The sequence below is a fragment of the Klugiella xanthotipulae genome (assembly GCF_006716695.1).
GTDB classification, from domain to species: Bacteria; Actinomycetota; Actinomycetes; order Actinomycetales; family Microbacteriaceae; genus Klugiella; species Klugiella xanthotipulae.
In genome coordinates, this window is sequence record NZ_VFPN01000001.1 from 999,419 (window position 1) to 1,023,680 (window position 24,262).

Below are 24,262 nucleotides of genomic sequence, written 5' to 3' on the forward strand. Positions count from 1 at the left end.
TGGTGTGTGTTCACGACGCTCGTTCTTGTCTCGGGGGCAGAGGTGGTGCAGGGTGCTGGCGGGCGAACCGGGCAGATTCGCCCGCCAGCAGGGGTGTGCGACGCGTTTACTTCTTGTCGGCGTCGATTGCGGCCTGGACGTCGCTGGCCAGCTTGGCCCAGCGGGCGACCGGCTCGGACCCGTTCAGGATCTCGGTCTCGGCGATGCCCCAGTACTGCCACACGGCACCCATGGCGGGTACGGCGGGCATCGGGATGGCGTTCTTACCGGCGGCCGTGAAGCCCGCGATAATCGGGTCGGCTCCGGCCTCCGTTGCCGCCTCGGTCAGGGCGGGGAGCACGCTCCCCACTGCGGCGAGTTCCTTCTGTACCTCGTTGGTGCCGAGGTAGTTCACGAGGAAGTCGTTAGCAGCAACCGCGTTCTTGGACTCGGAGTTGATGTAGAAGCCCTTGACCCCGGCGAACGGGTTGGCGGGCTGGCCGCCGGCCGAGGGGATGGGGTCAACGGCCACCGTGATGCCGGCATCCGTTGCCGCCGACACGTTCCAGGGTCCGGTGAGCCAGTAGGGTGATTCGCCGTCGAGGAAGGCCTGCTTGGCGATGTCACCGTCAATCTCGGGGCTAATGATGCCCTCGGCACCAACCTTCGAGAGCCACTGCGCGAACGCGACCCCCTCGGCGTCGCCCAGGATCAGGTTGTTGGGGTCGTACCCGCCGTCGGCGTCCACGCCGAAGATGGAGGCACCGAAGCTCGCCGCAAACGGGGCCAGGTGGTACGGGTCACCGTCGGCCTTCTGCTCGACAACAAACGGGTACTTCGTGCCTGCGGCTTTACCGGCCGCGATCATGTCGTCCCAGGTGGCGGGTGTGGTCTCCGCGGCGAGGGCGGTGTTTCGCAGGATGGCGATGTTTTCCACCGCGTAGGGCAGCTGGTAGACCTTACCCTCGTAGGTCGCAGCCCGGAGTGCCACGTCGCTGAAGTCGGCGGCCTTATCGCCCAGCTCGATGGGCGAGATCACGCCGTTGGTCACGAGCTCACCGGCCCAGTCGTGGGCACCCATGATGATGTCGGGGCCCTTCCCGGTGGGGGCTTGCTGAAGGAAGTCGTCTTTGGTGGTGCTGACATCCTTGGATACCAGGTTGACCTTGACGCCGCTCTCCGTGGTGTAGTCGGCCGCCGCCGCCTTCAGGGCGTCGATGCGCTCGGCATCGACCCACACTGTCAGGCTGCTTGCGGAGTCATCTTTCTTGTCATCTGTCCCTCCGCCCGAGCAGGCAGAGAGCAGGAGCGCCGCACTTGTCGCGATCGCTCCGAGGGCAATAAACCGCTGTGGTTTCACCAGCATTGGTGTACCTTTCCGTGATACTGGACCGGCCTCTTTGCCAATGGATCTGGGCATCAACGCTTGGTTCCAAGCGCCGGGCCCCGCCTCCAGCTCATCAAAAGACCGTTCTCTTGATTACTTGCAGAGTGGTTATGCAAGCGGTTACATTTTTACATGGGGTTTCCCAGATGCGCAACCACTGTTCTCTGAAACAGCTAACAACGCACAGCCAAATGCCGGTAGTTTTATCTGAATCCGCAACTCACAGACGAAAGGACACCGTGGCCAGCATCGATGACGTCGCTCGACACGCGGGCGTCTCCACCGCGACCGTGTCCCGGGTTCTCAACAACAAGAACACCGTATCTGCACGCACCACCGCCCGGGTACTCCAGGCCGTCACCGCACTCGAATACGTGATGTCCTCCAGCGCCTCAAGCCTCGCCTCCGGCCGGACCAAGAACATTGGCGTTGTGGTTCCGGCTCTGTCTCGCTGGTACTTCACCAACGTGGTCGAGGGCGTCGAGTCGGCGCTCATCCGCCACGGCTACGACCTCACGCTCTACAGCCTCAACGACGGCGGCCCGGCCCGGCGAAGCGTTTTTGAGCACTTTCTCCTGCGTCAACGGGTGGATGCCGTGATTGCCGTCTCCCTTGAACTCACAACAGACGAGCTCACCCGCCTGCACGCGCTCAACAAGCCGCTCGTGGGCGTGGGTGGCCCCCTGCCGGGCGTACGAACCCTCAGCATCGACGATGTGGAGGTGTCCCGCCTGGCCACCCAGCACCTGATCGACCTCGGGCACAGGCGCATCGCCCACATCGGTGGCACCGACGAGTTTGAGGCCGACTTCCACCTGCCGGCCAACCGACGCGAGGGCTTCGAATCGGCGCTCACCGCAGCGGGGCTGCCCGTGCGTGACGAGTTCTTCGGCACCGCAGATTTCACCATCCAGGGCGGGCACGCGGCCGCCGCGAAGCTGTTCAGCGAGCATCCGCCCACCGACCCTGACGGGCCCACCGCCGTGTTTGTCACCTCCGACGAAATGGCAATCGGCTGCCTGCTGGCGGCGCGCGAGGTCGGCCTGAACGTGCCGGATGATGTGTCGATCGTGGGCATCGATAACCACGAACTCGCCCGCTTTTTTGACCTGACCACCGTGGCCCAGTACCCGCGGGATCAGGGCCGCAAAGCCGTCGAGATGCTCATGGATGTGCTCCAGCCGGAGCAGTGGCGGCACGGTGAACTCAACACGCCGCTGGATACCACCCTCATCATCCGTGGCAGCACGGCACCACCTACTACCCACCGATAACCACCACAGTGAACGGACACACGATGACAACAGGAACCGCAGGATCGGAGTGGTGGCGCAGCGCCGTCATCTACCAGGTATACCCACGCTCGTTTGCCGATGCCAACGGCGACGGAATCGGCGATATGGCCGGGATCACGCACCGCCTACCCGAGCTGAAAAAGCTGGGCGTTGATGCGGTGTGGCTGTCACCCTTCTTCACCTCACCCCAGAACGACGCGGGCTACGATGTGGCCAACTACGTAGACGTTGACCCCATCTTCGGCACCCTCGCCGACTTCGACGGGATGCTCGCCGAGGCCCACGACCTCGGCCTCCACGTGATCGTGGACCTGGTGCCCAACCACTCCTCGAGCGCGCACGCCTGGTTCCAGGAGGCCCTCGCCTCGCCCCCCGGCAGCCCGGAGCGGGCCCGCTACATGTTCCGCGACGGCCACGGGGTGAACGGCGAGTTGCCGCCGAACAATTGGGAGAGCGTCTTTGGCAGCCCGGCCTGGACCCGCACGACCAACCCGGACGGCTCCCCCGGCCAGTGGTACCTGCACATCTTTGACTCCTCGCAGCCCGACTTCGACTGGACCAACCCGTGGGTGCACGAGCGCTTCGCCGAGATCCTGCGCTTCTGGCTCGACCGCGGCGTGGACGGCTTCCGCGTGGATGTGGCCCACGGCCTCTACAAGGTGGACGGCCTGCCCGACTACACCCCACCGGCAGAGGGCGGCAGCATGGGCGGTGGCCTTGAAACGGATAAAACCCCGCCGTTCTTTGGCCAGCCGGGCGTGCACGAGGTGTATCGCGCCTGGCACAACATCCTCGCCGAGTATGACGGCGAGCGCGTGCTGTGTGCCGAGGCCTGGGTGGAGCCCCTCGCCACACTCGCCGACTGGGTGCGCCCCGACGAGATGCACCAGGCCTTCAACTTCACCTACCTGGAGACCGGCTGGTCGGCGGAGTCCGTGCGCCGGGTTGTTGACGACTCCATCGCCTCCTTCGCCGCCGTGGGCGCGCCCAGCACCTGGGTACTCTCCAACCACGATGTGGTGCGACACGCGAGCCGCCTGGCCCTCACCGCGGACAACCCGCAGGGTGACGGCATCGGCCCCCGCTCCGCAGGCCTGCCCGACCCGGTCGTGGGTCTGCGTCGCGCCCGCGCCGCCTCGACCCTGATGCTCGCACTGCCCGGCTCCGCGTACCTCTACCAGGGGGAGGAACTGGGCCTGCCCGAGGTCATCGACCTGCCGGACGAGTCCCGTCAGGACCCCACCTGGTTCCGCACCAACGGTGCCCGCTACGGCCGCGACGGCTGCCGCGTGCCGATCCCCTGGGAGTCCGCCGCCCCCGCCTACGGGTTCAACACCACGGGCGAGAGTTGGCTGCCCCAGCCCGCCGAGTGGACCACTCTGGCCCGGGATGCGCAGGAGGGTGTGCCCGGGTCCACCCTGGAGCTCTACCGCACCGCCCTGCGGCTGCGCGCCGCACACGGCCTCGGCACGGGCACCCTCGCCTGGGTGAGGGGATATCCGGATGCCGTTGTCGCGTTCCGCGTCGCTGATGTGGTCGTGGTCACCAACTTCGGCACCGAGGCGGTCGAGGTGGCCGGCGGCGACGTACTGCTGAGTACCGACCCCGCGGGCGAGCGCCGCAACGACTCGGGCGAGCTGGTACTCAAGCCCGAGCAGACGGTGTGGCTGGCGGCGCTGTAGGGAAACGACAGCGCGCGGAGTGGGCCCAGCCGGTGTGTCCTGGCTGGGCCTTTGCCCTGTAGGGGGGTGCTGTTCCTGGATGGACAGTCATGATGTACCTGGGTACCACGGGCATTGTACCCTCAGCCGAGGCGAAGTTCTCGCGGGGTGAAGAGACTGGGGTCCATGCACAACAGCTCCCCTTCTCCTCTCCGCCCGGAACCTTCAGCCCCGCCGCCTCAGCGGCTCTCTCCGCACGCACAGCATCCCCCATCGCCACGATATATCGGCGTTGATATCGCACGCTTCCTCGCGATCACCGGGATGATTGCGGCGCATCTCGTCCCGAAGGGTTCTTCGCCAGAGCATCAGCAGGTGGTCGAGATTATCCAGACCGTGACGTCGGGCACCGCTGCCGCGCTCTTCGCCGTGTTGGGCGGGTTAAGCATGGTCTTTGCAACCCAACGCTTGCGACGCGACGGCCGAACGGGTGCGGCAATCGGCGCGATCATGCTTCGCGGAGTAATTCTGATTGTGATCGGGCTGCTGCTGGGCCTCTGCGTGAGCCCCATCATCGTCGTCCTCAGCTACTACGGTGCCGCAATGATCCTGGTTGCTCCTCTCATCGCCGTGCGCTCCTGGATCATCGGGGGCGTCGCGATCGTCCTCGGAACCGTCGGCGGGCTCGTGAACATCCAGATTCGAGACGCTCTGGGGGTCACCAGCGAAGGCGGGTCCCTCACCTTTGACTCGTTCTTCACCGACCCGGTGGGCACCCTCCGCGCCCTGGTCGTGACGGGAGAGTATCCGGCGATTACCTGGTGTGTCTACCTGCTCGTCGGCGTTCTCCTGGGACGACTCCTGGTGTCGGCGGCTGCAGCTAACCGGCTTCCCCGCGCATCCACAGTTCTGCTCTCAGCGGGAATAGTGGCTGCCTCTGCTGCACAGGTGTGCTCCTCGTTAGCGGTCACTCACCTCATGTCGGCGGAAGGTATTTTCCCGAGCACACTTGAACCGGATACCATCCGCATGGCACTCACAAGCCCAAGTTTCGGGGCAACTTTTTCGCCCGAGGCCGCGGTACAGCTGGTCGCAACACCGCACTCCGGCACGGTGGTGGATCTGCTCTGGACCGTCGGCCTCTCGGCCGCAGTCATTGGACTCCTCGTCCTACTGTGTGACGCACTACCCGGCTCACGACGCGCTGTGGAGCCGATTCGTGCCGCCGGTGCTGCCCCCCTGACGATTTACTGCCTTCACGTTGTGGCCACCGCGCTCTTACTCGGCCCGTTTACCGGGGACCCCTCTGCCGGAGCGGATAGCACTCCCTGGTGGGCTGTCGGCCTCGGCGCATTCGGGATCCAGCTCGCGGGGGCTCTCGCGCTGGGTGCGATTCTCGCGGCAACGCGCCGTCGGGGTCCCCTGGAAGCGATGATGTCAGAAACCGTCGGCCGCGTTGTTCGCAGGCCCCATCGGAGCGACCACGCGGTGTCGTAGCGAGGCTGTCACGCCCTACGGTCACGAGGGTAGACCGTAGGGCGTCCCCTCGCGATCAGGACGCTTCCAGCGGCAAGCCCCAGGATCCCACTCACGCCAAGAAGTAGGTTCCAGCCGGGGTTGGAACCGGTGTTCGCGAGGGAGGCGGACTGCCCGCTTGATGTTGATGGCCCCTGAGCGGGCGCTGTTGCACCCGAGCTGACGGTCCACACGAAGTCCACACTCGCGGACTCCCCCGACGGGTTCGTCGCAGTGACAGTCACAGAGTAGATTCCGGCTTTACTCGCCGTTCCCACGATGATTCCCGTCGCTGAATCGAGGGTAAGTCCATCTGGTAGCCCCTGCGATACGAAGGTGAGTGTTGCACCGCTGGAATCTGACGCAACGATCGGGAGATTCACCGTATCACCAACTACGTTTCTCTGGTCGTTCGCCTCAATGGTGATGACAGCGTCTTGTGTGACTGTCACGGTGAAGCTGATCTCGGCCGTGGCACCGCTGGAATGGGTGACGAGCACGGTCACCGTGTTGGATCCCGGAGACGTCGGAGTTCCAGTAATGACTCCCGTCAATGGGTTTATTGCGAGGCCAGCGGGCAGCCCGGTGGCGGTGTAGGTGAGCGTTCCCGTAGCGGCATTTACCTGGGCCTGTATCGGGAGGTTGACTGCCGTGTTGACCGAGAGCATCTGCGAACCTGGGTTCGTTCCTGTCAGGGTCACCGGTATCAGGCGAGCAATAGCTCCGGTCTGGGTTGCGTTGTAGTTCGTGAAGTTTCCCACGGCCACGATGGCACCGTCCGATTGAACGGCACTCTGGCCGATCTGGTTATCAAACCCAGCGCCGAGCAGCGCGTTAAAGCCGGTGTCCGGGGTTCCGTTCGCATTAATCCTCGCGAGACGCGGTGACGGGGTTCCATCTACCGCGGAGAAGCCACCGGAGACGATAATGTCCCCCGCCGAGGTGAGAGCAAGATCGTTAACCGCCGCGTCAAAGCCCGTCCCGAGCGCAGCCGAAAAACCGCTGTCCACCGCGCCGCTCGGGAGCAACCGGGCGAGGCCCGGGGAGGAGACCCCGTTGACGTTCGTGAACGACCCCCCGACGAGCAGACTCCCATCAGGCAGTGGGACCACGTCGCTGACAATCCCGTCGAAGCCCGAACCGATAGCACTGTCAAAGGAGGTGTCTCGCACGCCAGCGGAGCTCAGCTTCACAATATTTCCCGCGGCCACTCCGTTGAACAGCTGGAACCGTCCAGCGACAACGACGTCTCCCGAAGCAAGGACACCGCTCGCATAGACGGTGGGTGACACCCCACCCCGGGCTCCCGTTCCGAGAGCGGTATTGAAAGCCGTGTCCCCCGTTCCATCGGCGTTCAGGCGGGCAAAGCCGCCTGGGTTTCCGACGGCACTCGAGCCGCCACCCGCAAGAATCTTGCCGTCGGGCTGTAGGGTGGTTGTCTGCCCTACGTTGATCGCCAAATTTGCTGCCACCACGTTTGCATCAAACACGGTATCTCGGGTGCCATCTGCGTTCAGTCGTGAGATATAGCGGAGCGCTTCTGAGCCCCAAACCTGTTGCTGCCCCGCGGTGACAATCTTGCCATCAGCCTGAATCGCGACCGCGCCAAACTGGCCGTTTGGTCCCGCGCCGACCGCAGCGGCGAACGCCGCGTCTTGCGTCCCATCAGCCAAGATCCGAGTAATCTTGCCCGCTTGAAGACCGCCCAGGGTGGTGAATCCTCCCGCCACAACAATCGCACCGTCCGGCTGAATGTCCAATGTGCCCGCGGACCCGTCGAAGCCCGTTCCTACTGAAGCCTGAAAGTCAGCGTCCAGCTCGATGACCGACGAAGCGGCTGATGCGGGAGCTATGGCGGCAGAAGCGACGAGAATCGAGACACCAGCAGCCACTGTGATCTTCGCGCCCAGCGCCGAAAATCCACGTCTTAACGTTATATTTTTTAACAATATCCCCTCCAATATCGTTATATCCGGCGTTGATTGTAGCATTAGAAAATATGCGTAAATGGGGCTGCTGAGGCGTTAGAGATCGCGCTCATTCTTGGGGATCGTCCGGTCACAGCTCAGTATCTCAAGGCGGTCTCGGGCCTTACGGCTGTTGATGCCAGCAGCGGCAGGTCGTGGCGATTCGCTCGCCACCGCTTAACCATTCCTGGGTTAATGCGCCGTGGTTACCGACCCGCTGGCGCGATCTCTCAACAATCACGAGAAGGAGCCCCCGCCAGAGTCAAAAGATCTGGTGGGGGCTCCTTTATTGAGTGGCGAGTGAGGGATTCGAACCCCCGAAGTGGTAACACAGCTGAGTTACAGTCAGATCCCTTTGGCCGCTTGGGTAACTCGCCAGGTCTGCCGCACGGGGAGACCCCGTGCCGACGAACTCCACAAGACTAATACAGAACCGCGCCGGACGCCAATCCCGACGTGACTCAGGTACTTTGAGCGCGTGATCAGGGTTGGTGCCTCAAATCCCGCCGAGTCTTCGCGTCGTCCGCGGGGATCGTGGCGCGTTTCGACGCACTCGGCTGGACGCCCGCGATCCCCAGTTCACGCATCAGTTTCGCCACCAACCACACCGACACCACCTCACCCGTCTGGGCGAGTTTCGCTCTGATTCTGCGCGCCCCGAACGCTGCTTTCGAGTCATCCCACAGCTTCCACACCAACGGCTTCAACCCGACACGACGCCACTCACATGGCTGAAGCGCTCTGGGCTTGATGGCAGACGCTCCGGTTGAGCACGATGTTCGTGTTGCGTCGGCGATGGAGCGGTTGGCTGACCGTCTGGAGTAGTTGAACGCTCGGAACTGTTGTCTTAGTTCCGAGCGTTCATTTCGTCTCGTTCGGGTGTCGTGTGTGCACGTAGTGGATGAGCACCCTGTGATCAATGACGAAGTACCAGATTCGCGCGCCGTGGGCGAGCTCGTATTGCCGTCGCACATGCGAGACCCCTTCATGGGTTACGGTTGCCAGTTCACCTTTGAGCGGGTGACACTCTGGGTCGTTTCGGATGGGGTTGGCTGTGAGATCGTCCCACGCGTCTTGTAGCTTATTCGTCTGGGTTGCGACGAGGTTTAGCCAGCCGACGGAAGCTTCGCGGCTGGTAAATTGCAGAGCGTATTCACTTTTTCTGGTCGGCCGGGGGACCGGGTCGCCTCGTTTACTTTTTGCCATCAACCGAGCGGTGCCGGTACGGTGACGGGCTCGTCAAGGGATGTCACCGGGAGGGAGTTCCAGCCGGCACCTACAGCTTCGGCTGTGTCCCGCCAGGATTTGATTTCGGTGACAATGAGGAACGGCTGGTCAACGACGAACGCTGCCCGGGCGGTGTCGATGATGTCTTTCGCACACTGTTTCTGGTCGTCTGCGTTGAGCAGCTTGATCCAGGGATAGTGCACGGCGAGTCTGTCTTCGAGGGGGCCGCGGTCTTCGTCGAGGGCGACGGCGATCAGCTGGGCGGCGATGTTGAGGATGGCTTTGTGGGTGTCGCGTTCTGCTTTGGTGGTGAGCATGAGTGGTTCACCGTCACGTCGTGTGACCTCTACGGGTGCCTTCTCGGCTTCACGGAACACATGTTTGGAGTCTCGTGAGAGGTCGGAGGATTTTACGACCAGGTGGTCGGGGGTGGTGGCTTGCATACGTCAACCATATTCTGAATATATTCAGAAGACAAGATGTGGGTAACGACAGATAACCCACAGTAGACACCGAAACAGCCTCGCCCGATCCCCCTAATTTCGGCGTAAGCCAGCCCCCATCTCTAAAATCACCGCACGTGTTTATGTGAAGCTGTATCTGGCGCTTCGAAAACACAGCGAGGACAACATGCCAGCCGACCGTAGACATTTCAGCAGGTGCCGGAGAGCCCCTGATGCTGTCCCACGATCTCCGCGCGACCGCAGATCGCTTCGTGGAATTCCTGCAGACTACAGGACTCTCAGCGGCGGAAGTCCTCCTCAATACCATCGTCACACCCCCCTACCGATCCACACCGCCGGCACGGACGGCAACACCCTCAGATGGAAGGGGGTAAACCCTGCGATCAGGTGGCATCCGCTGTTCTAGCTTCCGTCCGAGTTTGCCTTGCGAGCTCAAGTGCACGAGGAGGACGGCGCGGAGCCCCTCGTAGAGAGCGATGAGGACTGGGCAATCCGAGTCACTCTCTGTCTCCAAGCCTCCGGGCTGTACGACTCAGAAACCGGAGGGTGGGTGGATGTCCTCGCACGAGAGGGGCTGAACATTGAGGACCCCGTCATTCAGCAGAGAGTTAAAGCGTGGACAGACAGCGCAGTCGATCACACCCTCGACGCGATCGACTTCACCATAGACTTCCCTGGCGATGGTGAAGACGGGAGCCCCTTCATCAGCTTGACCTTAGACGTTTCACCTATCTTCGCCCCAGTCCAGTGGACCCTAACCGAGCACCCCCAGCACGTTCTCAGCGGTACACACCAAGCAGATCTCCATTTCAGAACCCCTCGCGGCTTAACCATCCGAAACCTCCGCAGCAGGTCCGTGCCGACCGTTAAGAGTGGCTAGCATAGGGGGCATGGCTGATTCTTCGTTTGATGTGGTAAGCAAGGTTGACAAAATGGAGGCGGATAACGCCCTCAACCAGGCAAAAAAAGAGGTCGAACAACGCTACGACTTTAAGGGCGTCGGTGCCTCGATTGACTGGAGCGGCGACAAAATCCTGATCAAGGCGAGCACCGAGGAACGGGCGGTGGCGGTGCTGGACGTGTTCCAGACCAAGCTCATCAAGCGCGGTATCTCGCTCAAGAGCCTCGACTCGGGCGAGCCCTTCGCCAGCGGCAAGGAGTTCCGCATCGAGTCCACCCTCAAGGAGGGCATCGACCAGGAGAACGCGAAGAAGCTCAACAAGCTCATTCGCGACGAGGGCCCCAAGGGCGTCAAGAGCCAGATCCAGGGCGACGAACTGCGGGTTTCCTCCAAGAGCCGCGACGATCTCCAGGCCACTATGGCCCTACTCAAGGGCTCCGATGTTGAGGTTGACCTCCAATTCGTCAACTTCCGTTAGCCGGATGGTCGGCACCCCATGTCCCCCGTCCCCCTCGAAAACCCCCGGTTCACCGGCGAATTTGACGCGGTCCTCTGCGACCTGGATGGCACCCTGATCGACTCCACCCCCGCGGTGATTCGCTGCTGGACGCGACTCGCCGTGGAGGAGGGCCTCGACCCACGCCGTCTGATGCACATGCACGGGATGCCCGCCGAGCAGTTGCTCGCCCGCCTCCTGCCCGCCGAGCGGGTCCCCGCCGCGCTCGCGCGCATCATCGCACTGGAGGAGTCCGACACGGCCGGGGTGGTCGCCCTCCCCGGTGCCCGCGAACTTTTCGACTCGCTCCCCGAAAACAAGCGCGCCATCGTCACCTCGTGCACGCGCACGCTCGCACTCGTGCGGCTCCGGGAGGCGGGGATCACTCCCCCGGCCACCCTCGTCTCGTTTGACGATGTCACGAACGGCAAGCCGCATCCCGAGCCATTCCAACTCGGAGCCGAGCGGCTGGGTGTCTCCCCGGCACGCTGCCTCGTGGTGGAGGATGCCCCGGCCGGGCTGGCCGCGGGCCGCGCCGCGGGCAGCACCACGCTCGGCACGGCCGGAACGCACCCGGCGCACGAGCTCAACGCAGACTGTGTCACCGACAGCCTCGCCCGGGTCACCGCGATTGAGACCAACGGGGTACTGACGATCAGCGTCGTATAGGACCCGCCCTACGACAGGGTGAAATCCACGGCCGCCCGCGAGGCGAACAGCGGGCGAAACTTCTGCACCACCTTCTGATGCTCCGGGTGCGCCGCGTACCGCTCCAAGGCGGGAATATCGGCGAAGTCGGCGATGATTGTCACATGCCAATTCGCGTCCAGGTACTCCGAGTTGATGCCCATCTGCAACGAGATGATGTCGTCAATGATGGGAATGAGCGCCTCCAACGAGGCGGCAAACTCGGCGACCTGCTGGTCCCGCACCACAACATCCTGCTCGGCGAAGCGCCAACTGACAACGTGCCGGATGGTCATACGGCGGTGGCCTCTCTGAGGGCGTTGCGCAACCGGTCGGCGTCGATACGCCAGTAGTTGTGCACCCGGTCATTAATGAGTAGCACCGGAATCTCCTCCACGTACCGCTCACACAGCGCGTCGTCGTCGAGGATGGACTTCTCGGTGAGGGTGAACTCGTGCCCGCCCTCTACAAACTGCGGCTCGGCCAGCACACCAGTGACAACCGCGCGAGCGTCGTCACACAGGTGGCATCCGTCTTTCCCAATGAGGGTCAACTCAACAATTGCCATTGGTCTAGCCTAGCGGGGCTCAGGCGGCCGCCCGGCACCTCGTTTTTGGGCGGCAAAAAGCGCTAGAACCCCGAAGGCTCTAGCGCTCACGCTTTGGTACTACTTCTTGTTACGACGCTGGTGACGAGTCTTGCGAAGCAACTTGCGGTGCTTCTTCTTCGCCATACGCTTGCGGCGCTTCTTAATTACAGAACCCACAAAAACCTCACACGATCAGGAAACCGACCGTGGAAAAGTACGGCCGACAGAAATCCCATTCTATCCATGTCCTACCCCCAGCGCGAAACGCACACCAGAATTGGTACTCAGGATGCCGGAAAGACGGCGTTTTCTTTCCCGCTCTCCGCCCCGGCACAGACCCAAACCGCGGCGCTACGAGCGCAGGCGGAAGCGCGCGACGAGTTCGCGCACCTGGTGCCCAGCCTCCGCCGCAACCCGGCCAAGCGAGGCTGCCGCGGTTTCCACACCCTCACTGAGCACATGCCCCTCAGCATCCTCGCCCTCGGTAATATCGCGGAACTCAACCGTGACATCCCCGTCGAAGTCGGCACTCAGGAAGGGCACGATGAAGTCCTCCACGTATTCGAGTGGCTCGTAACAGAGCGTGTAGAAACGGTGCTGCCCCTCCTCGCGCACGGAGACCAGCTCGGCCTCGCGCAGCACCTTCAGATGCTTGGACACGGTGGGCTGACTCAGCTCCAGCTTGGCGACGATCTCGGAGACGCTAATCTCTTTCTCCTGCCGATACCTCTCCAGCAGAATCAGCAGGATATCCCGGCGCGTGGCATCCGCAATGACGTTGAAAATATCAGGCATACGTACAGGGTACTTCCCCCAGTGTGTAGCATGACAACCAGCCGCCAAGAAGAAAGACACCACAGTGCTTACTAGGCACCCTCAGGGTTGCGTATGACCGCCTCAATGATTGTCACCCCCACGGGTGTGCTCAAGCGGGTGCGACGATCCGTAAACGAGCTTGCCGAATCGTGGCCAGCCCGGTTCACCATCATGGTCTTTTCGGCCCTCATCCTCGTGTTCACCGGGCTGCTGATGCTCCCCATCGCCTCGGCGGATGGCACCGTCACGCCGCTCGTCAACGCCCTGTTCACCGCGGTTTCGGCGGTCTGCGTGACGGGCCTCACCGTGGTGGACATGGCGACCCACTGGTCAATGTTTGGCAACATCGTCATTATGTTGGGCATCCAGGTGGGTGGCGTCGGCGTGCTGACCGTGGCGAGCCTCCTCGGCTTGGTCGTGTCGCGCCGACTCGGCCTCAAGCAGCGCCTGCTCGCCGCGAGCGACACCAACCCCATGCGGGCCCATCACGGCCCCGTCTCGGAGAGTCAGACCGTGGGGCTCGGCGACATCGGCGGCCTGCTGAGCGCCGTGGTGTTCAGCGTCCTCGTAATCGAAGGCACCCTCACCCTACTCATCTTGCCTCGCCTGCTCATCCTGGGTGAAGACCTGCTCACCGCGCTCTGGCACAGCTTCTACTTTGCCGCCTCCGCCTTCACGAACACGGGCTTTGTGCCAACGGCCGCGGGTATGGACCCCTTTGCCACCGACGTCTACATGCTCACGGTGCTGGGGGTGGGCGTTTTCCTCGGCAGCATCGGATTTCCCGTCATCTTCGCACTCTACCGATTTGCCCGGATGCGCGGCTGGCGAAAACCCCGACGACTCCCCCTGCACACCAAGCTCACGCTACTCACCACGAGCATCCTGATTGTGGCGGGGGCCGCTGCCATCTTCGGTCTGGAGTGGGACAACGGCGACACCCTTGGCGAGCAGACGCTCGGTCAGCGGCTCATGACCTCGCTCTTCATGTCCACGATGACCCGTTCGGGCGGACTCGCCACCCTGGATATCGATCAGATGAATGGCTCCACCCTGCTCATCATGGACATGCTGATGTTTGTCGGCGGCGGCTCGGCCTCAACCGCAGGCGGTATCAAGGTGACAACCCTGGCCGTGCTCTTCCTCGCTGCTTTCGCCGAGGCGCGCGGTTATCAGGACATCCAGGCCTTTGAGCGTCGGATCCCCACCGAGGTGCTGCGCGTGGCCGTGAGCGTTGTGCTGTGGGCGGCAACCATTATCGCCACGTCGAGCATCATCCTGCTGCACATGACGAAGGCACCACTCGACCACGTACTCTTTGACGTCATCTCGGCGTTTGGTACGTGCGGGCTCTCCACCGGGCTGACCGAATCGCTGCCGGATGGCGGCAAATATGTGCTCGCCGCCACCATGTGGGCCGGTCGAGTTGGTACAGTGACTCTCGCGGCAGGGGTCGCCGCGAGTACCCGAGCACAATTCTTCCGCAGACCCGAAGAGAGGCCCATCGTTGGTTGATCGAATTCGACATGACTCACCCGTGCTCATCGTGGGCCTGGGCCGATTTGGTGCGGCAACAGCCGGCCAGCTCGACCGCCTGGACCGCGACGTGCTCGCCGTGGACACCGACCCGGTGCTCGTGCAGAAGTGGGCCGACCGGGTCACCCACACGGTGCAGGCGGATGCCCGCTCCATCGACGCACTCATCCAAATTGGGGCCAAAGACTTTGACATCGCCGTCGTCGCGGTGGGTTCGTCGGTGGAGGCGAGCGTGCTCGTCGCCGCCAACCTGGTGGATCTCGGCATCCCCCAGATCTGGGCGAAGGCCATCTCACAGTCGCACGGCAAAATCCTGGAGCGCATCGGCGTGAACCATGTGATCTACCCGGAGCGTGAGGCTGGCGAGCGGGTGGCGCACCTGGTGTCGGGGCGGATGCTCGATTTCATCCAGTTTGATGACGACTTTGTGCTCGTCAAGATGTACCCGCCCAAGCCCATCCGCGGGCTGAGCCTCGACGAGAGCGGGGTGCGCACCAAGTATCGCGTGACCGTGGTGGGGGTGAAGTCGCCGGGGAAAGACTTTACCTATGCAACCAATGAGACAGTGGTGTCCAATCACGACCTGATTATTGTGTCGGGGACGGAGTCGGATATCGAAAGGTTTGCGTCGCTGAACGGTTAGCTCGGCAGGGTGGCCGGGTGAGCTCCCGAGAATTCGGCGAGCACGGCCTTCCAGAGGGCGCGCCAGTGCTCAACCTCGTCAATCGATTCCAGTTTGGTGTGGTTGACGGCGAGCAGCGACTTAGCCGGAGCACCCTCACCTGCGGCCTGTGCGGCTGCCGCCTTGGGGGTGAAACTCACGGTCACCCGCGTACCGTCCTCCAGGCCGCAGCGCCAGTAGCGCCACTTCTCACTCTCGCTCTGGGTGGGACCACTCGTGATCGCAACATCGCCAAACTCGGCGCGGCCACGGACGAACGCTAGCCAGCGTTCACGCCCCTCCTCAATAGTGCCGGACACCGTCTTGGTGACGCTGACCGCGTAGTCGCCCGCGCTGCTCTGGCCCGGGATGCGCCGACCGATGTGCTGCTCGTAGGCGATGGTGACGCCCTGGGCCCACCAACCACTGTTTGCGGGTGACCCGTTGAGTCGGGTAAACACGGCCTGCGCAATCTCTGCGTGGCTGAGGTCGGAGGCGCCGATGTTGTCGAGGAACGCGAGCCAATCGTCCCAGTCGCGCTCCGTCGCGCGCTCGATTGCCGGGATTCTGGATGACTGTGCCATGCCGACAGTGTAGAGCGACAGACGATCCACGGGAAGAGGGAACATCAGCGACAGTGGCCCGAGCCTCTCCCAGGTGAGTTTTGTGCAAAAAGTAGGGAAAAGATCGTCGATGTGTGAGGAAAAATCACCCGTGGTGGTGGTGGTGGGGGCGGCGGTGGCGGCCGGGCTGCTACTGTGCCAGCTCGCGCGCCCGGGCGAGGGCAGCCGCGGTGGCCTCACTAAAGACCGCATCCGGAATTCGCTCCTGAAACACCGCGATGGCTCGCTCCGTGGTGCCGGCAGGGCTCGTCACGCGGCGGCGCAATTCGGCCGGGTCCTCACCGCTCGACACGAGCAGTTCAGCCGCGCCGGCAAACGTGCCCTGCACGAGCGCCGCCGATTCCGCCGCCGAGAAGCCCAGTTCGCGGGCGGCCGCGGTCAGCTTCTCGATAAAAAGGAACACGTAAGCGGGACCAGACCCGGAGATCGTGCTCAGCGCATCCAGCTTCGACTCGGGCACAACCACCACGCTACCCACCGTCTCAAACACGGCGGATACCAGGGCCAGATCCTCCTCCGACGAGCGGGTACCCCGGCTCAGACCCGTCACCGCCCTCCCCACAACGGCGGGGGTGTTGGGCATCGAACGCAGCACGGAGACGCTGTCGGGTAGCGCCGACTCGAAGGCGGCCACCGTCACCCCGGCGGCCACGCTCACGACAATCGCGTCGGGTTCCAGCGAGTCGGCAATCTCGGCAAGCAGGTCGGCCACCATCCACGGCTTCACGGCAACGAGCACCACACGGGCACCGGCAACCGCCGCCCGGTTGGCTTGGGGGTCTGTCTCGGTCGCGTAGGCGGTGACGTCCTCCGCACCGTCAAATGCGGCCGCCTTGGCCGCCGACCGGTTGGTCACCCGGATGCCGCCCGCAACCACGACACGCGGATGTCGCAACCCGGCCAAAATTGCGCCGCCCATGGAGCCCAGCCCCAGAATGGCGATGGTGGGCAGATGCACGGTTTCCGTCGGTGAGCTCACCCGACCATCATAGAATGAGTGCACCACACACACCCCAACCACTTCGCGGAGGAACTCGTGAGCGCATCAGGCGGTCGAAAAGCCATCATCGCAGCATTCGGAGCAAATCTGGGCATCGCCGTGACCAAGTTCGTGGCCTGGGCGGCCTCCGGCTCCTCCTCCATGCTTGCCGAGGGTGTGCACTCGCTCGCCGACTCCGGCAACCAGCTCCTGCTCCTGGTGGGTTCGAAGCGGGCGCAGAAGGCGGCCGATAAGGAGCATCCCTTCGGTTACGGTCGCGTGCGCTTTGTCTACGCGTTTGTGGTCGCCATCATCCTGTTCTCGGTGGGTGGCGTGTTCTCGGTCTACGAGGGCATCAGTAAAATCCAGAACCCGCACCCGTTGGAACGCTGGTGGGTCCCCCTTCTGGTGCTCGTCGTGGCGATCGGCCTCGAAAGCTACTCGCTGCGCACCGCCGTGAAAGAGAGCAACCCGCTGCGCGGAAATAAGTCGTGGGTGGAGTTCATCCGCCGTTCCAAGGCCCCCGAACTGCCCGTCGTTCTGTTGGAGGACGTCGCGGCCCTGCTCGGTCTGGTGCTCGCCCTGCTCGGTGTCGGCCTCACCGTCATCACCCACGAGAGCATTTTCGACGGCATTGCCACCATCTGCATTGGTGCGCTGCTGCTGGCCGTGGCGATCATCCTGGGTCTGGAGGTCAAGAGCCTGCTCGTTGGCGAGGGGGCCAGCGACGAGGACGTTGCCGCAATCGAGGCGGCACTCCTCAACGATTCAGAGATCGAACGCATCATCCATATGAAGACCCTCTACCTGGGCCCGGACGAGTTCATGGTTGGCGCAAAGGTCGCCGTGCCCCCACACACGACCGTGGCCGACCTGGCCCTGCTCATCGACAACGCTGAGACCCGCATCCGCGAGGCCGTGCCTGCCGCGCGTGTGATCTACATCGAACCCGACATCTATAAGGACCCGCAGGGCGTCGCGCCCACAACCGAGGCCATCGTGACGCGCAGCTACGACTAAACGGCATCGGCTACCGCCCGCGTCGGCGCTCGAAAAACTCGACCAGCAGGGCGGCACACGCGGCCTCCTCTACCCCGGCCACAACCTCCGAGCGATGCGGCAACCGACGATCACGCAGCACGTCGTACACGCTGCCCACGGCACCGGCCTTCTCGTCCCACGCGCCAAAAACTACGGTGGGTACCCGCGCCGCGGCAATCGCCCCCGCGCACATCACGCAGGGCTCCAACGTCACGACGAGTGTGCAGTCGGTGAGGATGCGGTCGCCCCGTTCCTGCGCCGCAGCCCGAATCGCGAGCACCTCGGCGTGCGCCGTCGGGTCTACGGCGTCATGCCGTGTGTTGTGACCGCGACCAATCACCCGACCGGATGCATCGTAGACGAGCGCCCCAATGGGCACGTCATCCGTCGCCTCGGTACGGCGCGCCTCGGCGAGAGCGGCACGCATCCACTCCCGGTGCTGGTCGCTCACCGCGAGCCCGGCCGTGTGGGACATCCGCTGCCACCTTTCTCTGAAAGCCTTATCCTCCCGACTCTAGGGGATGCCCGTCCAAGCACCGCCAAATAGGGCGGTGACCGGGTAAAAATCCACTAGATTAGTTCCATGCGAGTTTTTGTTGCGGACCACCCTCTGATCGCCCACAAGCTGACGGTCCTCCGCGACACCCAGACGACACAACCCACTTTCCGCGCCCTCACCGAGGAGCTGGTCACCCTGCTCGCCTACGAGGCCACCCGCGAGGTATCGGTCTCCCCGGTGACAATCCAGACGCCCGTAACGCAGGCCACCGGCGTGCGTCTCAGCCACCCGCGCCCACTGGTGGTGCCGATTCTGCGCGCCGGTCTGGGGATGCTGGAAGGCATGGTCACGCTGCTGCCCACCGCCGAGGTGGGATTCCTGGGCATGGTTCGTAACGAGGAGACGCTTCAACCGGTCACCTACGCCGAGCGCCTGCCGGACGATCTGAGCGACCGCACCTGCTTTGTGCTCGACCCCATGCTCGCCACGGGTGGCTCGCTCGCGGCGGCCATCCAGTTCCTCTTCGACCGGGGGGCTCAGGATGTCACGGCCATCTGTATCCTCGCCGCTCCCGAGGGTCTGGACGCCCTCGAAAAGGCCACGGCTGGTCGTCATGTCAAGCTGGTCCTGGGCGCGGTTGATGAGCGCCTCAATGAGCACGGTTATATCGTCCCCGGCCTGGGCGACGCGGGCGACCGCCTCTACGGCACAATCGACTAACCCCCGTCCCCCACCCACCCGATCTGGACGCAGCCCCCTCGTCCGGGGTCCGCCATAAAGCGTCACACAACGCGTCACACGGCGACGCACTTGACACGGGGAGACATATTGGGTTTACTTTCACTCATGACTGACAACGTGTACGCCCTGACCGCCTTCGAGCGCCCCAGGTCTGTCGGCATGATGATGGCCGACACCGTTGTTTCGTGTTGTCGAATGTGCAGCTAGGTTAACCCCTCGCCGGTTTGCCCCTACTCCCCACCAGATAGTGGGTTGAGTATCGCGAACCCCTCGAACGTCTTGCTCTACCGCATCAGCGTTCTGCACCCGGGCCACGGCCTCTTTAGCGGGCTCCAGCCCCGCACAACATTCGAGCACGGCACGACCGGCTCCCCTCATCGAAGGAACTTCCCATGTCACTTCTCACTGTCAACACCGTAGCCACCACCCCCCAGACCGCAGCCGCGGCCCGCCCCGACCTCGTGGCCCCGGCCGCCCCCACCACCGCCCGTGCCGTCCCCAGCGGGACCGAGGCCCGTGGATTTGTCCTCTACGTCGGCTTCGACGAGGAGAAAGCCACCGAGGCAGGCACCTCGCTCGGTGCGATTGTGGAGGCCCTCAAACAGCTCACCGCCCAGGTGGCTCCCGGCTCCGAAACCTACGCCGCCGTGGCGCTGGCCCCCGAGGGCTCCGGTGGCCGCGACGTGGATGTTGTCCGCCTCGCCCTCGGTGACCCCGCGGCTATCGCCCGCCACCGCAAACCCCAGGTGGATCCCGACCTCGACCGGGTGCGTGACGGCGTGGTCATTGACCTTTCTCGTAAGCGCCTCGTGCTCGACAACAACCCGGTTGCCCTCACCTACAAAGAGTTTGAACTGCTCCAATACCTCGTGCTGCGCGAGGGCCACACGGTCGAGCGGCAAGAACTCATCACCGGGCTTTGGGACGCCGCGAGTGCCGAAGAGGTCCCCAGCGAGCGCACCATTGATGTGCATGTACGCCGTCTTCGCGTCAAACTTGGCGACTACCAGGACATCGTGCGCACCGTGCGCGGTGTGGGTTACCGCTTCGACCGCCACGCGGATGTATCGATCCGCCACTCCAGCACCCCCAGCCCCGACGTCTTCTGATCAACACCCGCCCTTCCTCAGGCACCCGGGGCGGATGCCCGGCCACCCGGCCGGGCATCCGCCCTTTTTGTCGCCTCGATTTCCCAGATCCCCCTCCCAACCTCCCTCCAACCTGAAGAAAAGCCGAACAGTTCGTAAGATAATCAAAACGCCACTGGCGTCCGTTATCTTTCCGTTATATTCTGTATCTCACGTTGAACGTTTGCTGTGGCGGACAACGTGAACATGATTGCAGGACACTCTTGGTGCAGAGAGGGAGGGTTGGTCGTTTACCTCAACGACCGGCCCTCCCTCTCTTTTTTAAACACCACGATTCCTCGGCGAAAACGAACGCATTCCGGGCGATACCCACAGCCACAGATTCCGCTGCCAACGCAGTCTCTATCGTGTGAGAGCCCACCGCGCAACCTGGGCGCAACCCACCACGTACCCGCGTGTCGGAACTCGCCCATACAATAAGCTCCATGAGCGCACAACCAGTAACCATCGCCCTCAGCGGTGCCGGCGGGCAGATCGGCTACGCAGCACTGTTTCGCATTGCGGCAGGAGAGATCTGCGGCCCCGACACCCCCGTCAACCTTCGCCTCCTGGAGATCCCGCAGGGCGTTGGCGCTGCCGAGGGTACGGCCCTCGAGCTAGCCGATTGCGCCTTCCCCCTCCTCAACAGCATCACAATCGACACCGACCCCGCTGTCGTCTTCGAGGGGGCCAATCTAGCCCTACTCGTGGGCGCACGCCCCCGCACCGCCGGGATGGAGCGCAGCGATCTTCTCTCCGCCAACGGTGGGATCTTCGGGCCGCAGGGTCGCGCGCTTAACGACCACGCGGCCGACGACATCCGCGTTGTGGTGGTGGGCAACCCGGCCAACACCAACGCGCTCATCGCGCAGCGCAACGCCCCGGATATCCCGACTAACCGGTTCACCGCGCTCACCCGCCTCGACCACAACCGCGCCGTGGGGCTGCTTGCAGAGAGATCCGGCGCATCCGTGAGCGATATCAGCGGTGTCACGGTGTGGGGCAATCACTCACTCACCCAGTACCCAGACCTCAGCCACGCCATCGTGAACGGGGTCCCCGCACTCGACGCGGTTGACCCCGCCTGGGCCCGCGGCGAGTACATTGAGCGCGTCGCCAAACGAGGCGGCGAGGTCATTCAGGTACGCGGTTCGTCCTCCGCCGCAAGCGCTGCCAACGCCGCTATCGACCATATGCACGACTGGATAAACGGGACCGGGGCAGACTGGACATCCGTCTCGCTCCCCTCTGACGGCTCCTACGGCGTCCCCAATGGGCTCATCTCTTCGTTCCCTGTGCGCAGCACGGGTGGTTCCTGGACGATCGTGCAGGGCCTCACGGTGGATGTGTTCTCCCGCGAGCGCATCGACGCTTCCGTCACCGAACTGCTCGAAGAGCACGACGCCGTCGCCTCACTGGGGCTACTTCCCCACTAGTCACCCACCACGTCCACGGGCCGGATCAGACTTTCGTCGGGGAGGTCTGGCCCGGCCCGCGGCACGAGCAGCTAGGAACCCGCCACCGGGGTTCCGGAGGCCGGACGGGGTCGGCGGGAAAAAACATCCGCCACCCGTCCGCGCGCTTCGAGCGACGGCTTCTCCACCCACCACCAGGAGGCGAGGGCCAGCACGGCAGAGATAAGCGTGACCGTGACAATGTTGAGTACGGGGGAGGTCCACCCGCAATAGTGCAGCAGAATCTGTTGCACCGGGAACGCCCACAGGTAGATACCGTATGACATATCGCCGTACCGGGCGGCACTGCGCACCCCCGGGGTGGAGGCGAGACCCACCGCAAGCACCAGATAGGACAGGGCCAGCCAGGCCCAGATCATGTGGAACTGGGGCATCACCGCGTAGACAGCCCCCCAGAGGGCGAGCACACCGAGGGCGGGCAGGGGGCGGCAGAACCGGGCCCACCCCATCCGTTTGACAATCGCTCCGACGGCAAAGAACCCCCACATATAGGCGGCGGCGGAGAGGTTGGAATCACCAACGGATACACCCTCAGCGGCCCCCACCACTGCCGAGCCGACAGCAAAAACCGCCAGGATGGGAAGGTGTAACCGATGCGGCAGGATCGCGATGAGCGGCACGAGCAGGTAGCAGGCGAACTCGGCGCGCAGGGTCCAGAGGGAGCCGTTGACCGCGCCGGGGTACGGCAGCACCTCAAAGACTCCCGGCAGCAGGTACTGGGGCTGGAACAGGTAGATATTGCGCAGATAGTTGTAGGTGAGCGGGTTACTGAAGTACTCGGCGGTGGTGAGCGTCGTTACCACCGGGCCGATCACGCACACGGTGAGCAGAACCACCACGATGAGGGCGGGGAAGATCCGCAGACAGCGCGCCACAAAGTAGTGCCGGGGCGAGCGGGTGCGCTCCCAGCTGCCCCAGATCAGGTATCCGCTGATCGTGAAGAAGATGGCAATACCGAGGATGTGGGCGGGCATCCCGAACACCTCGGGCCAGTCCTGGGGGCGGCCCAGCAACACAAACGCGTGGCCGACGATGACGAGCACCGCACCCACGAGCCGGAGCGCGTCGAGGTTGTTGGAGTGAACAGCACGGAACGATGCCACACCAGCACTCACACGATCACCGCCAGACCTGTCACACGAAACACAAGAACCCCGGTCTACGTGAGACCAGGGTTCTTGTGTTCGTTTCCGAACTGTGGTGCGCCTCGAGGGATTCGAACCCCCGACCTTCTGATCCGTAGTCAGATGCTCTATCCAGCTGAGCTAGAGGCGCATGTTCTCGGCTCATATTTGGGCCATGCAAGAGCCTACATCACTTTTCTTCCAGACGCTAACCGAGGCACCTACCGCTCTGATTTCTGCGAGATGAGAGGAGACAGCAGGCTACGGGGATTCAGCACGGTGGGCTTCTCCGCCGCCAACCTCCACCGTCACCCGATGCCGAATGGGAAAGTTCACCGAACGGGCAATAAAGCAGACCTCGCCCACGCGCCCGTGGAGCTCCCGCGCACGCTCAACCTGCTCCGCGGTGGCCACGCGGACGACCGGGTTCAGCGTGACCTCGCTAAACTGGCCTGCACCGTTGCTCTCCTCAACCATCACGCCCTCCGGATGGTCCGCATAGCCCGTGACCACAACCCCCGCCACCGACGCGAGGTGCAGGTACCAGAGCATGTGGCACTGGGCCACCGAGGCGAGAAGAAGTTGCTCGGGATTCCAGCGCGCCGGATCCCCCCGGAAGGCCGGGTCAGCCGAACCTGCAATCACACCGGCACCCGGAGCGGTGAGGTCATGGTTGCGGCTATAAGCGCGATACCCGGAGGTGCCTGTACCCCGGTTACCGGTCCAGAGGAGGTCGAGTGTGTAGGTGTGCTGGGTCACAGTGCGCCCTCCTCAGAGCGGATGACGAGCCGAGTGCGGGCGATGTGCGCGACGGTCGCCGACCGAGCACCGGCCCCGTCCCCGGCCCGCACCAAACGGAGAATATCGCGATGTTCCGCCGCCACAGATTCCACTCGGGCCGTCTCGCCCAGGTTCTGCCGGGTGGAGACCAGGATCTGATCCCATAGCCCGGTGAGTAGACCCACAATCACGGGGTTGTGGGCCAGTGCTGCCACACCCAGGTGAAAGCTCTTGTTGAGGCGGATGGCCGCGCCCAGACGACCGGCGCGGGTCTCAGCATCCACGTCGTCGGCCAACTCATCGAGGGAGTCCAGGGCCGCGGGCAGGAGCAGGCCCCGCGCCTGCCGATGGGCGGCCTGCTCGACAGCGTGACCCTCCAGGGCCGCGCGCGCATCGTAGATCAGAGCCAGCTCGTGCGGGGCCTGGCGGCGCACCCGCACGCCGCGCCCCTGCGCATAGACGAGACCATCACCGTCCAGGCGCTGTAGCGCCTCCCGCACCGGCGTGCGACTCACCCCCAGCCGCTCGGCGAGGGAGAGTTCGCTCGTGCGCTCGTGCGCATCCAGCTCACCCGACACGATCAGATCTCGCAAGTCTTCGTACACCGTCACACATCCCATCATTGCATACGTTGTGAAGTAATGAATGCATTGATTTTGCTCGGGCAGAAAAAGCCTTCCCCCGTTGATGAC

Annotated in this window: 26 protein-coding genes and 2 tRNA genes; 12 read left to right on the top strand and 16 right to left on the bottom strand. The window is 63.7% G+C overall.

The genetic code is table 11. From position 1 onward, the window contains the following. Positions 1-106: 106 nt before the first annotated feature. Positions 107-1,345, bottom strand: a complete 1,239-nt coding sequence (locus tag FB466_RS04445; RefSeq protein WP_141916173.1) for a sugar ABC transporter substrate-binding protein — start codon at positions 1,343-1,345, stop codon at positions 107-109. A gap of 260 nt (positions 1,346-1,605) precedes the next feature. On the opposite strand from FB466_RS04445, the gene FB466_RS04450 reads away from it, so the two are divergent. The 3 genes from FB466_RS04450 (at position 1,606) to FB466_RS04460 (ending at position 5,819) form a co-directional block, all read left to right on the top strand. After that, entirely contained in the window at positions 1,606-2,640 is a 1,035-nt protein-coding gene (locus tag FB466_RS04450) for a LacI family DNA-binding transcriptional regulator (protein ID WP_141916174.1), read from the top strand. A 23-nt stretch (positions 2,641-2,663) separates the two neighbouring features. Further along, positions 2,664-4,343 carry a glycoside hydrolase family 13 protein gene (locus tag FB466_RS04455; RefSeq protein ID WP_141916176.1) on the top strand — a complete coding sequence of 560 codons (1,680 nt, stop codon included), beginning with the start codon at positions 2,664-2,666 and terminating at the stop codon, positions 4,341-4,343. 165 nt (positions 4,344-4,508) lie between these two features. Beyond that, positions 4,509-5,819, top strand: a complete 1,311-nt coding sequence (locus tag FB466_RS04460; protein WP_141916178.1) for a heparan-alpha-glucosaminide N-acetyltransferase domain-containing protein — start codon at positions 4,509-4,511, stop codon at positions 5,817-5,819. Positions 5,820-5,827: 8 nt separating this feature from the next. On the opposite strand, the gene FB466_RS04465 is transcribed toward FB466_RS04460, so the two are convergent. The 4 genes from FB466_RS04465 to FB466_RS04485 all read right to left on the bottom strand — a co-directional run bounded on the left by FB466_RS04465 (position 5,828) and on the right by FB466_RS04485 (position 9,474). Then, the gene (locus tag FB466_RS04465) at positions 5,828-7,729 is read right to left on the bottom strand and encodes a beta strand repeat-containing protein (RefSeq protein ID WP_170206023.1); all 1,902 of its coding nucleotides are present in this window, start codon (positions 7,727-7,729) and stop codon (positions 5,828-5,830) included. 369 nt (positions 7,730-8,098) lie between these two features. Beyond that, positions 8,099-8,181 (bottom strand) — tRNA-Tyr (locus tag FB466_RS04470). Between the two features lie 105 nt (positions 8,182-8,286). Further along, complete coding sequence (locus tag FB466_RS13990; protein ID WP_425460890.1) at positions 8,287-8,793, bottom strand: IS3 family transposase; 507 nt, start codon at positions 8,791-8,793, stop codon at positions 8,287-8,289. Positions 8,794-9,009: 216 nt separating this feature from the next. Then, on the bottom strand, positions 9,010-9,474 hold the full coding sequence (locus tag FB466_RS04485) for a prevent-host-death protein (RefSeq protein WP_141916184.1): 465 nt from the start codon (positions 9,472-9,474) through the stop codon (positions 9,010-9,012). A 457-nt stretch (positions 9,475-9,931) separates the two neighbouring features. Here FB466_RS04485 and FB466_RS04490 point away from each other — a divergent pair, with 457 nt between their 5' ends. Genes FB466_RS04490 through FB466_RS04500 form a run of 3 tightly spaced genes read left to right on the top strand, consistent with a single transcriptional unit; the run spans position 9,932 to position 11,561 of the window. Then, positions 9,932-10,375: a hypothetical protein gene (locus tag FB466_RS04490; protein WP_141916186.1), complete on the top strand. Its 444-nt coding sequence runs from the start codon at positions 9,932-9,934 to the stop codon at positions 10,373-10,375. 10 nt (positions 10,376-10,385) lie between these two features. Next, positions 10,386-10,874 carry a YajQ family cyclic di-GMP-binding protein gene (locus FB466_RS04495; protein ID WP_141916188.1) on the top strand — a complete coding sequence of 163 codons (489 nt, stop codon included), beginning with the start codon at positions 10,386-10,388 and terminating at the stop codon, positions 10,872-10,874. 18 nt (positions 10,875-10,892) lie between these two features. After that, positions 10,893-11,561 (top strand): HAD-IA family hydrolase, encoded by a 669-nt coding sequence (locus FB466_RS04500; RefSeq protein WP_141916190.1) that lies wholly within the window; start codon positions 10,893-10,895, stop codon positions 11,559-11,561. An 8-nt stretch (positions 11,562-11,569) separates the two neighbouring features. Here the strand turns inward: FB466_RS04500 and FB466_RS04505 are convergent, their stop codons facing one another. The 4 genes from FB466_RS04505 to FB466_RS04520 all read right to left on the bottom strand — a co-directional run bounded on the left by FB466_RS04505 (position 11,570) and on the right by FB466_RS04520 (position 12,963). After that, on the bottom strand, positions 11,570-11,875 hold the full coding sequence (locus tag FB466_RS04505; protein WP_141916191.1) for a Dabb family protein: 306 nt from the start codon (positions 11,873-11,875) through the stop codon (positions 11,570-11,572). Next, positions 11,872-12,147: a glutaredoxin family protein gene (locus FB466_RS04510; protein WP_141916193.1), complete on the bottom strand. Its 276-nt coding sequence runs from the start codon at positions 12,145-12,147 to the stop codon at positions 11,872-11,874. Before FB466_RS04510 ends, FB466_RS04505 begins: the two co-directional genes overlap by 4 nt. A 99-nt stretch (positions 12,148-12,246) precedes the next feature. After that, entirely contained in the window at positions 12,247-12,345 is a 99-nt protein-coding gene (locus tag FB466_RS04515; RefSeq protein WP_003792170.1) for a 30S ribosomal protein bS22, read from the bottom strand. Positions 12,346-12,519: 174 nt separating this feature from the next. Continuing rightward, the gene (locus tag FB466_RS04520) at positions 12,520-12,963 is read right to left on the bottom strand and encodes an ArsR/SmtB family transcription factor (protein ID WP_141916195.1); all 444 of its coding nucleotides are present in this window, start codon (positions 12,961-12,963) and stop codon (positions 12,520-12,522) included. 93 nt (positions 12,964-13,056) lie between these two features. Between FB466_RS04520 and FB466_RS04525 the strand changes: the two genes are divergently transcribed. Beyond that, positions 13,057-14,499: a TrkH family potassium uptake protein gene (locus FB466_RS04525; RefSeq protein ID WP_246054520.1), complete on the top strand. Its 1,443-nt coding sequence runs from the start codon at positions 13,057-13,059 to the stop codon at positions 14,497-14,499. After that, a complete protein-coding gene (locus FB466_RS04530) occupies positions 14,492-15,163 on the top strand; it encodes a potassium channel family protein (RefSeq protein WP_141916197.1) in 672 nt (223 codons plus the stop codon). The genes FB466_RS04525 and FB466_RS04530 overlap by 8 nt, the downstream gene beginning before the upstream one ends. Here the strand turns inward: FB466_RS04530 and FB466_RS04535 are convergent. Both FB466_RS04535 and proC read right to left on the bottom strand, forming a co-directional pair. Continuing rightward, positions 15,160-15,765: a hypothetical protein gene (locus tag FB466_RS04535; protein WP_141916199.1), complete on the bottom strand. Its 606-nt coding sequence runs from the start codon at positions 15,763-15,765 to the stop codon at positions 15,160-15,162. The two genes, FB466_RS04530 and FB466_RS04535, sit on opposite strands and share 4 nt — an antisense overlap. Positions 15,766-15,934: 169 nt before the next feature. Next, on the bottom strand, positions 15,935-16,783 hold the full coding sequence (proC, locus tag FB466_RS04540) for a pyrroline-5-carboxylate reductase (protein ID WP_281285153.1): 849 nt from the start codon (positions 16,781-16,783) through the stop codon (positions 15,935-15,937). A gap of 57 nt (positions 16,784-16,840) precedes the next feature. Between proC and FB466_RS04545 the strand changes: the two genes are divergently transcribed. Beyond that, complete coding sequence (locus FB466_RS04545) at positions 16,841-17,803, top strand: cation diffusion facilitator family transporter (protein ID WP_141916830.1); 963 nt, start codon at positions 16,841-16,843, stop codon at positions 17,801-17,803. 10 nt (positions 17,804-17,813) lie between these two features. Here the strand turns inward: FB466_RS04545 and tadA are convergent, their stop codons facing one another. Then, positions 17,814-18,299, bottom strand: coding sequence for a tRNA adenosine(34) deaminase TadA (gene tadA, locus FB466_RS04550; RefSeq protein WP_281285154.1), 486 nt, complete (start codon positions 18,297-18,299; stop codon positions 17,814-17,816). Positions 18,300-18,407: 108 nt separating this feature from the next. Here tadA and upp point away from each other — a divergent pair, with 108 nt between their 5' ends. The 3 genes from upp to FB466_RS04565 all read left to right on the top strand — a co-directional run bounded on the left by upp (position 18,408) and on the right by FB466_RS04565 (position 21,627). After that, on the top strand, positions 18,408-19,043 hold the full coding sequence (gene upp / locus FB466_RS04555) for a uracil phosphoribosyltransferase (protein WP_141916201.1): 636 nt from the start codon (positions 18,408-18,410) through the stop codon (positions 19,041-19,043). A 413-nt stretch (positions 19,044-19,456) separates the two neighbouring features. After that, a complete protein-coding gene (locus FB466_RS04560) occupies positions 19,457-20,173 on the top strand; it encodes a winged helix-turn-helix domain-containing protein (protein WP_141916203.1) in 717 nt (238 codons plus the stop codon). Positions 20,174-20,637: 464 nt separating this feature from the next. Continuing rightward, a complete protein-coding gene (locus tag FB466_RS04565; RefSeq protein ID WP_141916205.1) occupies positions 20,638-21,627 on the top strand; it encodes a malate dehydrogenase in 990 nt (329 codons plus the stop codon). A 71-nt stretch (positions 21,628-21,698) separates the two neighbouring features. Here FB466_RS04565 and FB466_RS04570 read toward each other — a convergent pair whose 3' ends face one another. The 4 genes from FB466_RS04570 to FB466_RS04585 all read right to left on the bottom strand — a co-directional run bounded on the left by FB466_RS04570 (position 21,699) and on the right by FB466_RS04585 (position 24,181). After that, positions 21,699-22,769 (bottom strand): acyltransferase family protein, encoded by a 1,071-nt coding sequence (locus tag FB466_RS04570; RefSeq protein ID WP_170206025.1) that lies wholly within the window; start codon positions 22,767-22,769, stop codon positions 21,699-21,701. A gap of 95 nt (positions 22,770-22,864) precedes the next feature. Next, a tRNA-Arg gene (locus FB466_RS04575) sits at positions 22,865-22,941 on the bottom strand. 110 nt (positions 22,942-23,051) lie between these two features. Further along, positions 23,052-23,549 carry an OsmC family protein gene (locus FB466_RS04580; RefSeq protein ID WP_141916210.1) on the bottom strand — a complete coding sequence of 166 codons (498 nt, stop codon included), beginning with the start codon at positions 23,547-23,549 and terminating at the stop codon, positions 23,052-23,054. After that, entirely contained in the window at positions 23,546-24,181 is a 636-nt protein-coding gene (locus FB466_RS04585) for a GntR family transcriptional regulator (protein WP_170206026.1), read from the bottom strand. The genes FB466_RS04580 and FB466_RS04585 overlap by 4 nt, the downstream gene beginning before the upstream one ends. Between the last annotated feature and the right edge of the window lie 81 nt (positions 24,182-24,262).

Excerpts from the sequence above, each read along its gene's own strand:
- tadA (WP_281285154.1), bottom strand. The coding sequence starts at position 18,299 with ATGTCCCACACGGCCGGGCTCGCGGTGAGCGACCAGCACCGGGAGTGG.
- FB466_RS04560 (WP_141916203.1), top strand. The coding sequence starts at position 19,457 with ATGTCACTTCTCACTGTCAACACCGTAGCCACCACCCCCCAGACCGCA.
- FB466_RS04455 (WP_141916176.1), top strand. The coding sequence starts at position 2,664 with ATGACAACAGGAACCGCAGGATCGGAGTGGTGGCGCAGCGCCGTCATC.
- FB466_RS04495 (WP_141916188.1), top strand. The coding sequence starts at position 10,386 with ATGGCTGATTCTTCGTTTGATGTGGTAAGCAAGGTTGACAAAATGGAG.
- FB466_RS04525 (WP_246054520.1), top strand. The coding sequence starts at position 13,057 with ATGACCGCCTCAATGATTGTCACCCCCACGGGTGTGCTCAAGCGGGTG.
- FB466_RS04485 (WP_141916184.1), bottom strand. The coding sequence starts at position 9,474 with ATGCAAGCCACCACCCCCGACCACCTGGTCGTAAAATCCTCCGACCTC.
- FB466_RS13990 (WP_425460890.1), bottom strand. The coding sequence starts at position 8,793 with ATGAAGGGGTCTCGCATGTGCGACGGCAATACGAGCTCGCCCACGGCG.
- FB466_RS04505 (WP_141916191.1), bottom strand. The coding sequence starts at position 11,875 with ATGACCATCCGGCACGTTGTCAGTTGGCGCTTCGCCGAGCAGGATGTT.
- FB466_RS04460 (WP_141916178.1), top strand. The coding sequence starts at position 4,509 with ATGCACAACAGCTCCCCTTCTCCTCTCCGCCCGGAACCTTCAGCCCCG.
- FB466_RS04510 (WP_141916193.1), bottom strand. The coding sequence starts at position 12,147 with ATGGCAATTGTTGAGTTGACCCTCATTGGGAAAGACGGATGCCACCTG.
- FB466_RS04565 (WP_141916205.1), top strand. The coding sequence starts at position 20,638 with ATGAGCGCACAACCAGTAACCATCGCCCTCAGCGGTGCCGGCGGGCAG.
- upp (WP_141916201.1), top strand. The coding sequence starts at position 18,408 with ATGCGAGTTTTTGTTGCGGACCACCCTCTGATCGCCCACAAGCTGACG.
- FB466_RS04500 (WP_141916190.1), top strand. The coding sequence starts at position 10,893 with ATGTCCCCCGTCCCCCTCGAAAACCCCCGGTTCACCGGCGAATTTGAC.
- FB466_RS04520 (WP_141916195.1), bottom strand. The coding sequence starts at position 12,963 with ATGCCTGATATTTTCAACGTCATTGCGGATGCCACGCGCCGGGATATC.
- FB466_RS04535 (WP_141916199.1), bottom strand. The coding sequence starts at position 15,765 with ATGGCACAGTCATCCAGAATCCCGGCAATCGAGCGCGCGACGGAGCGC.
- FB466_RS04445 (WP_141916173.1), bottom strand. The coding sequence starts at position 1,345 with ATGCTGGTGAAACCACAGCGGTTTATTGCCCTCGGAGCGATCGCGACA.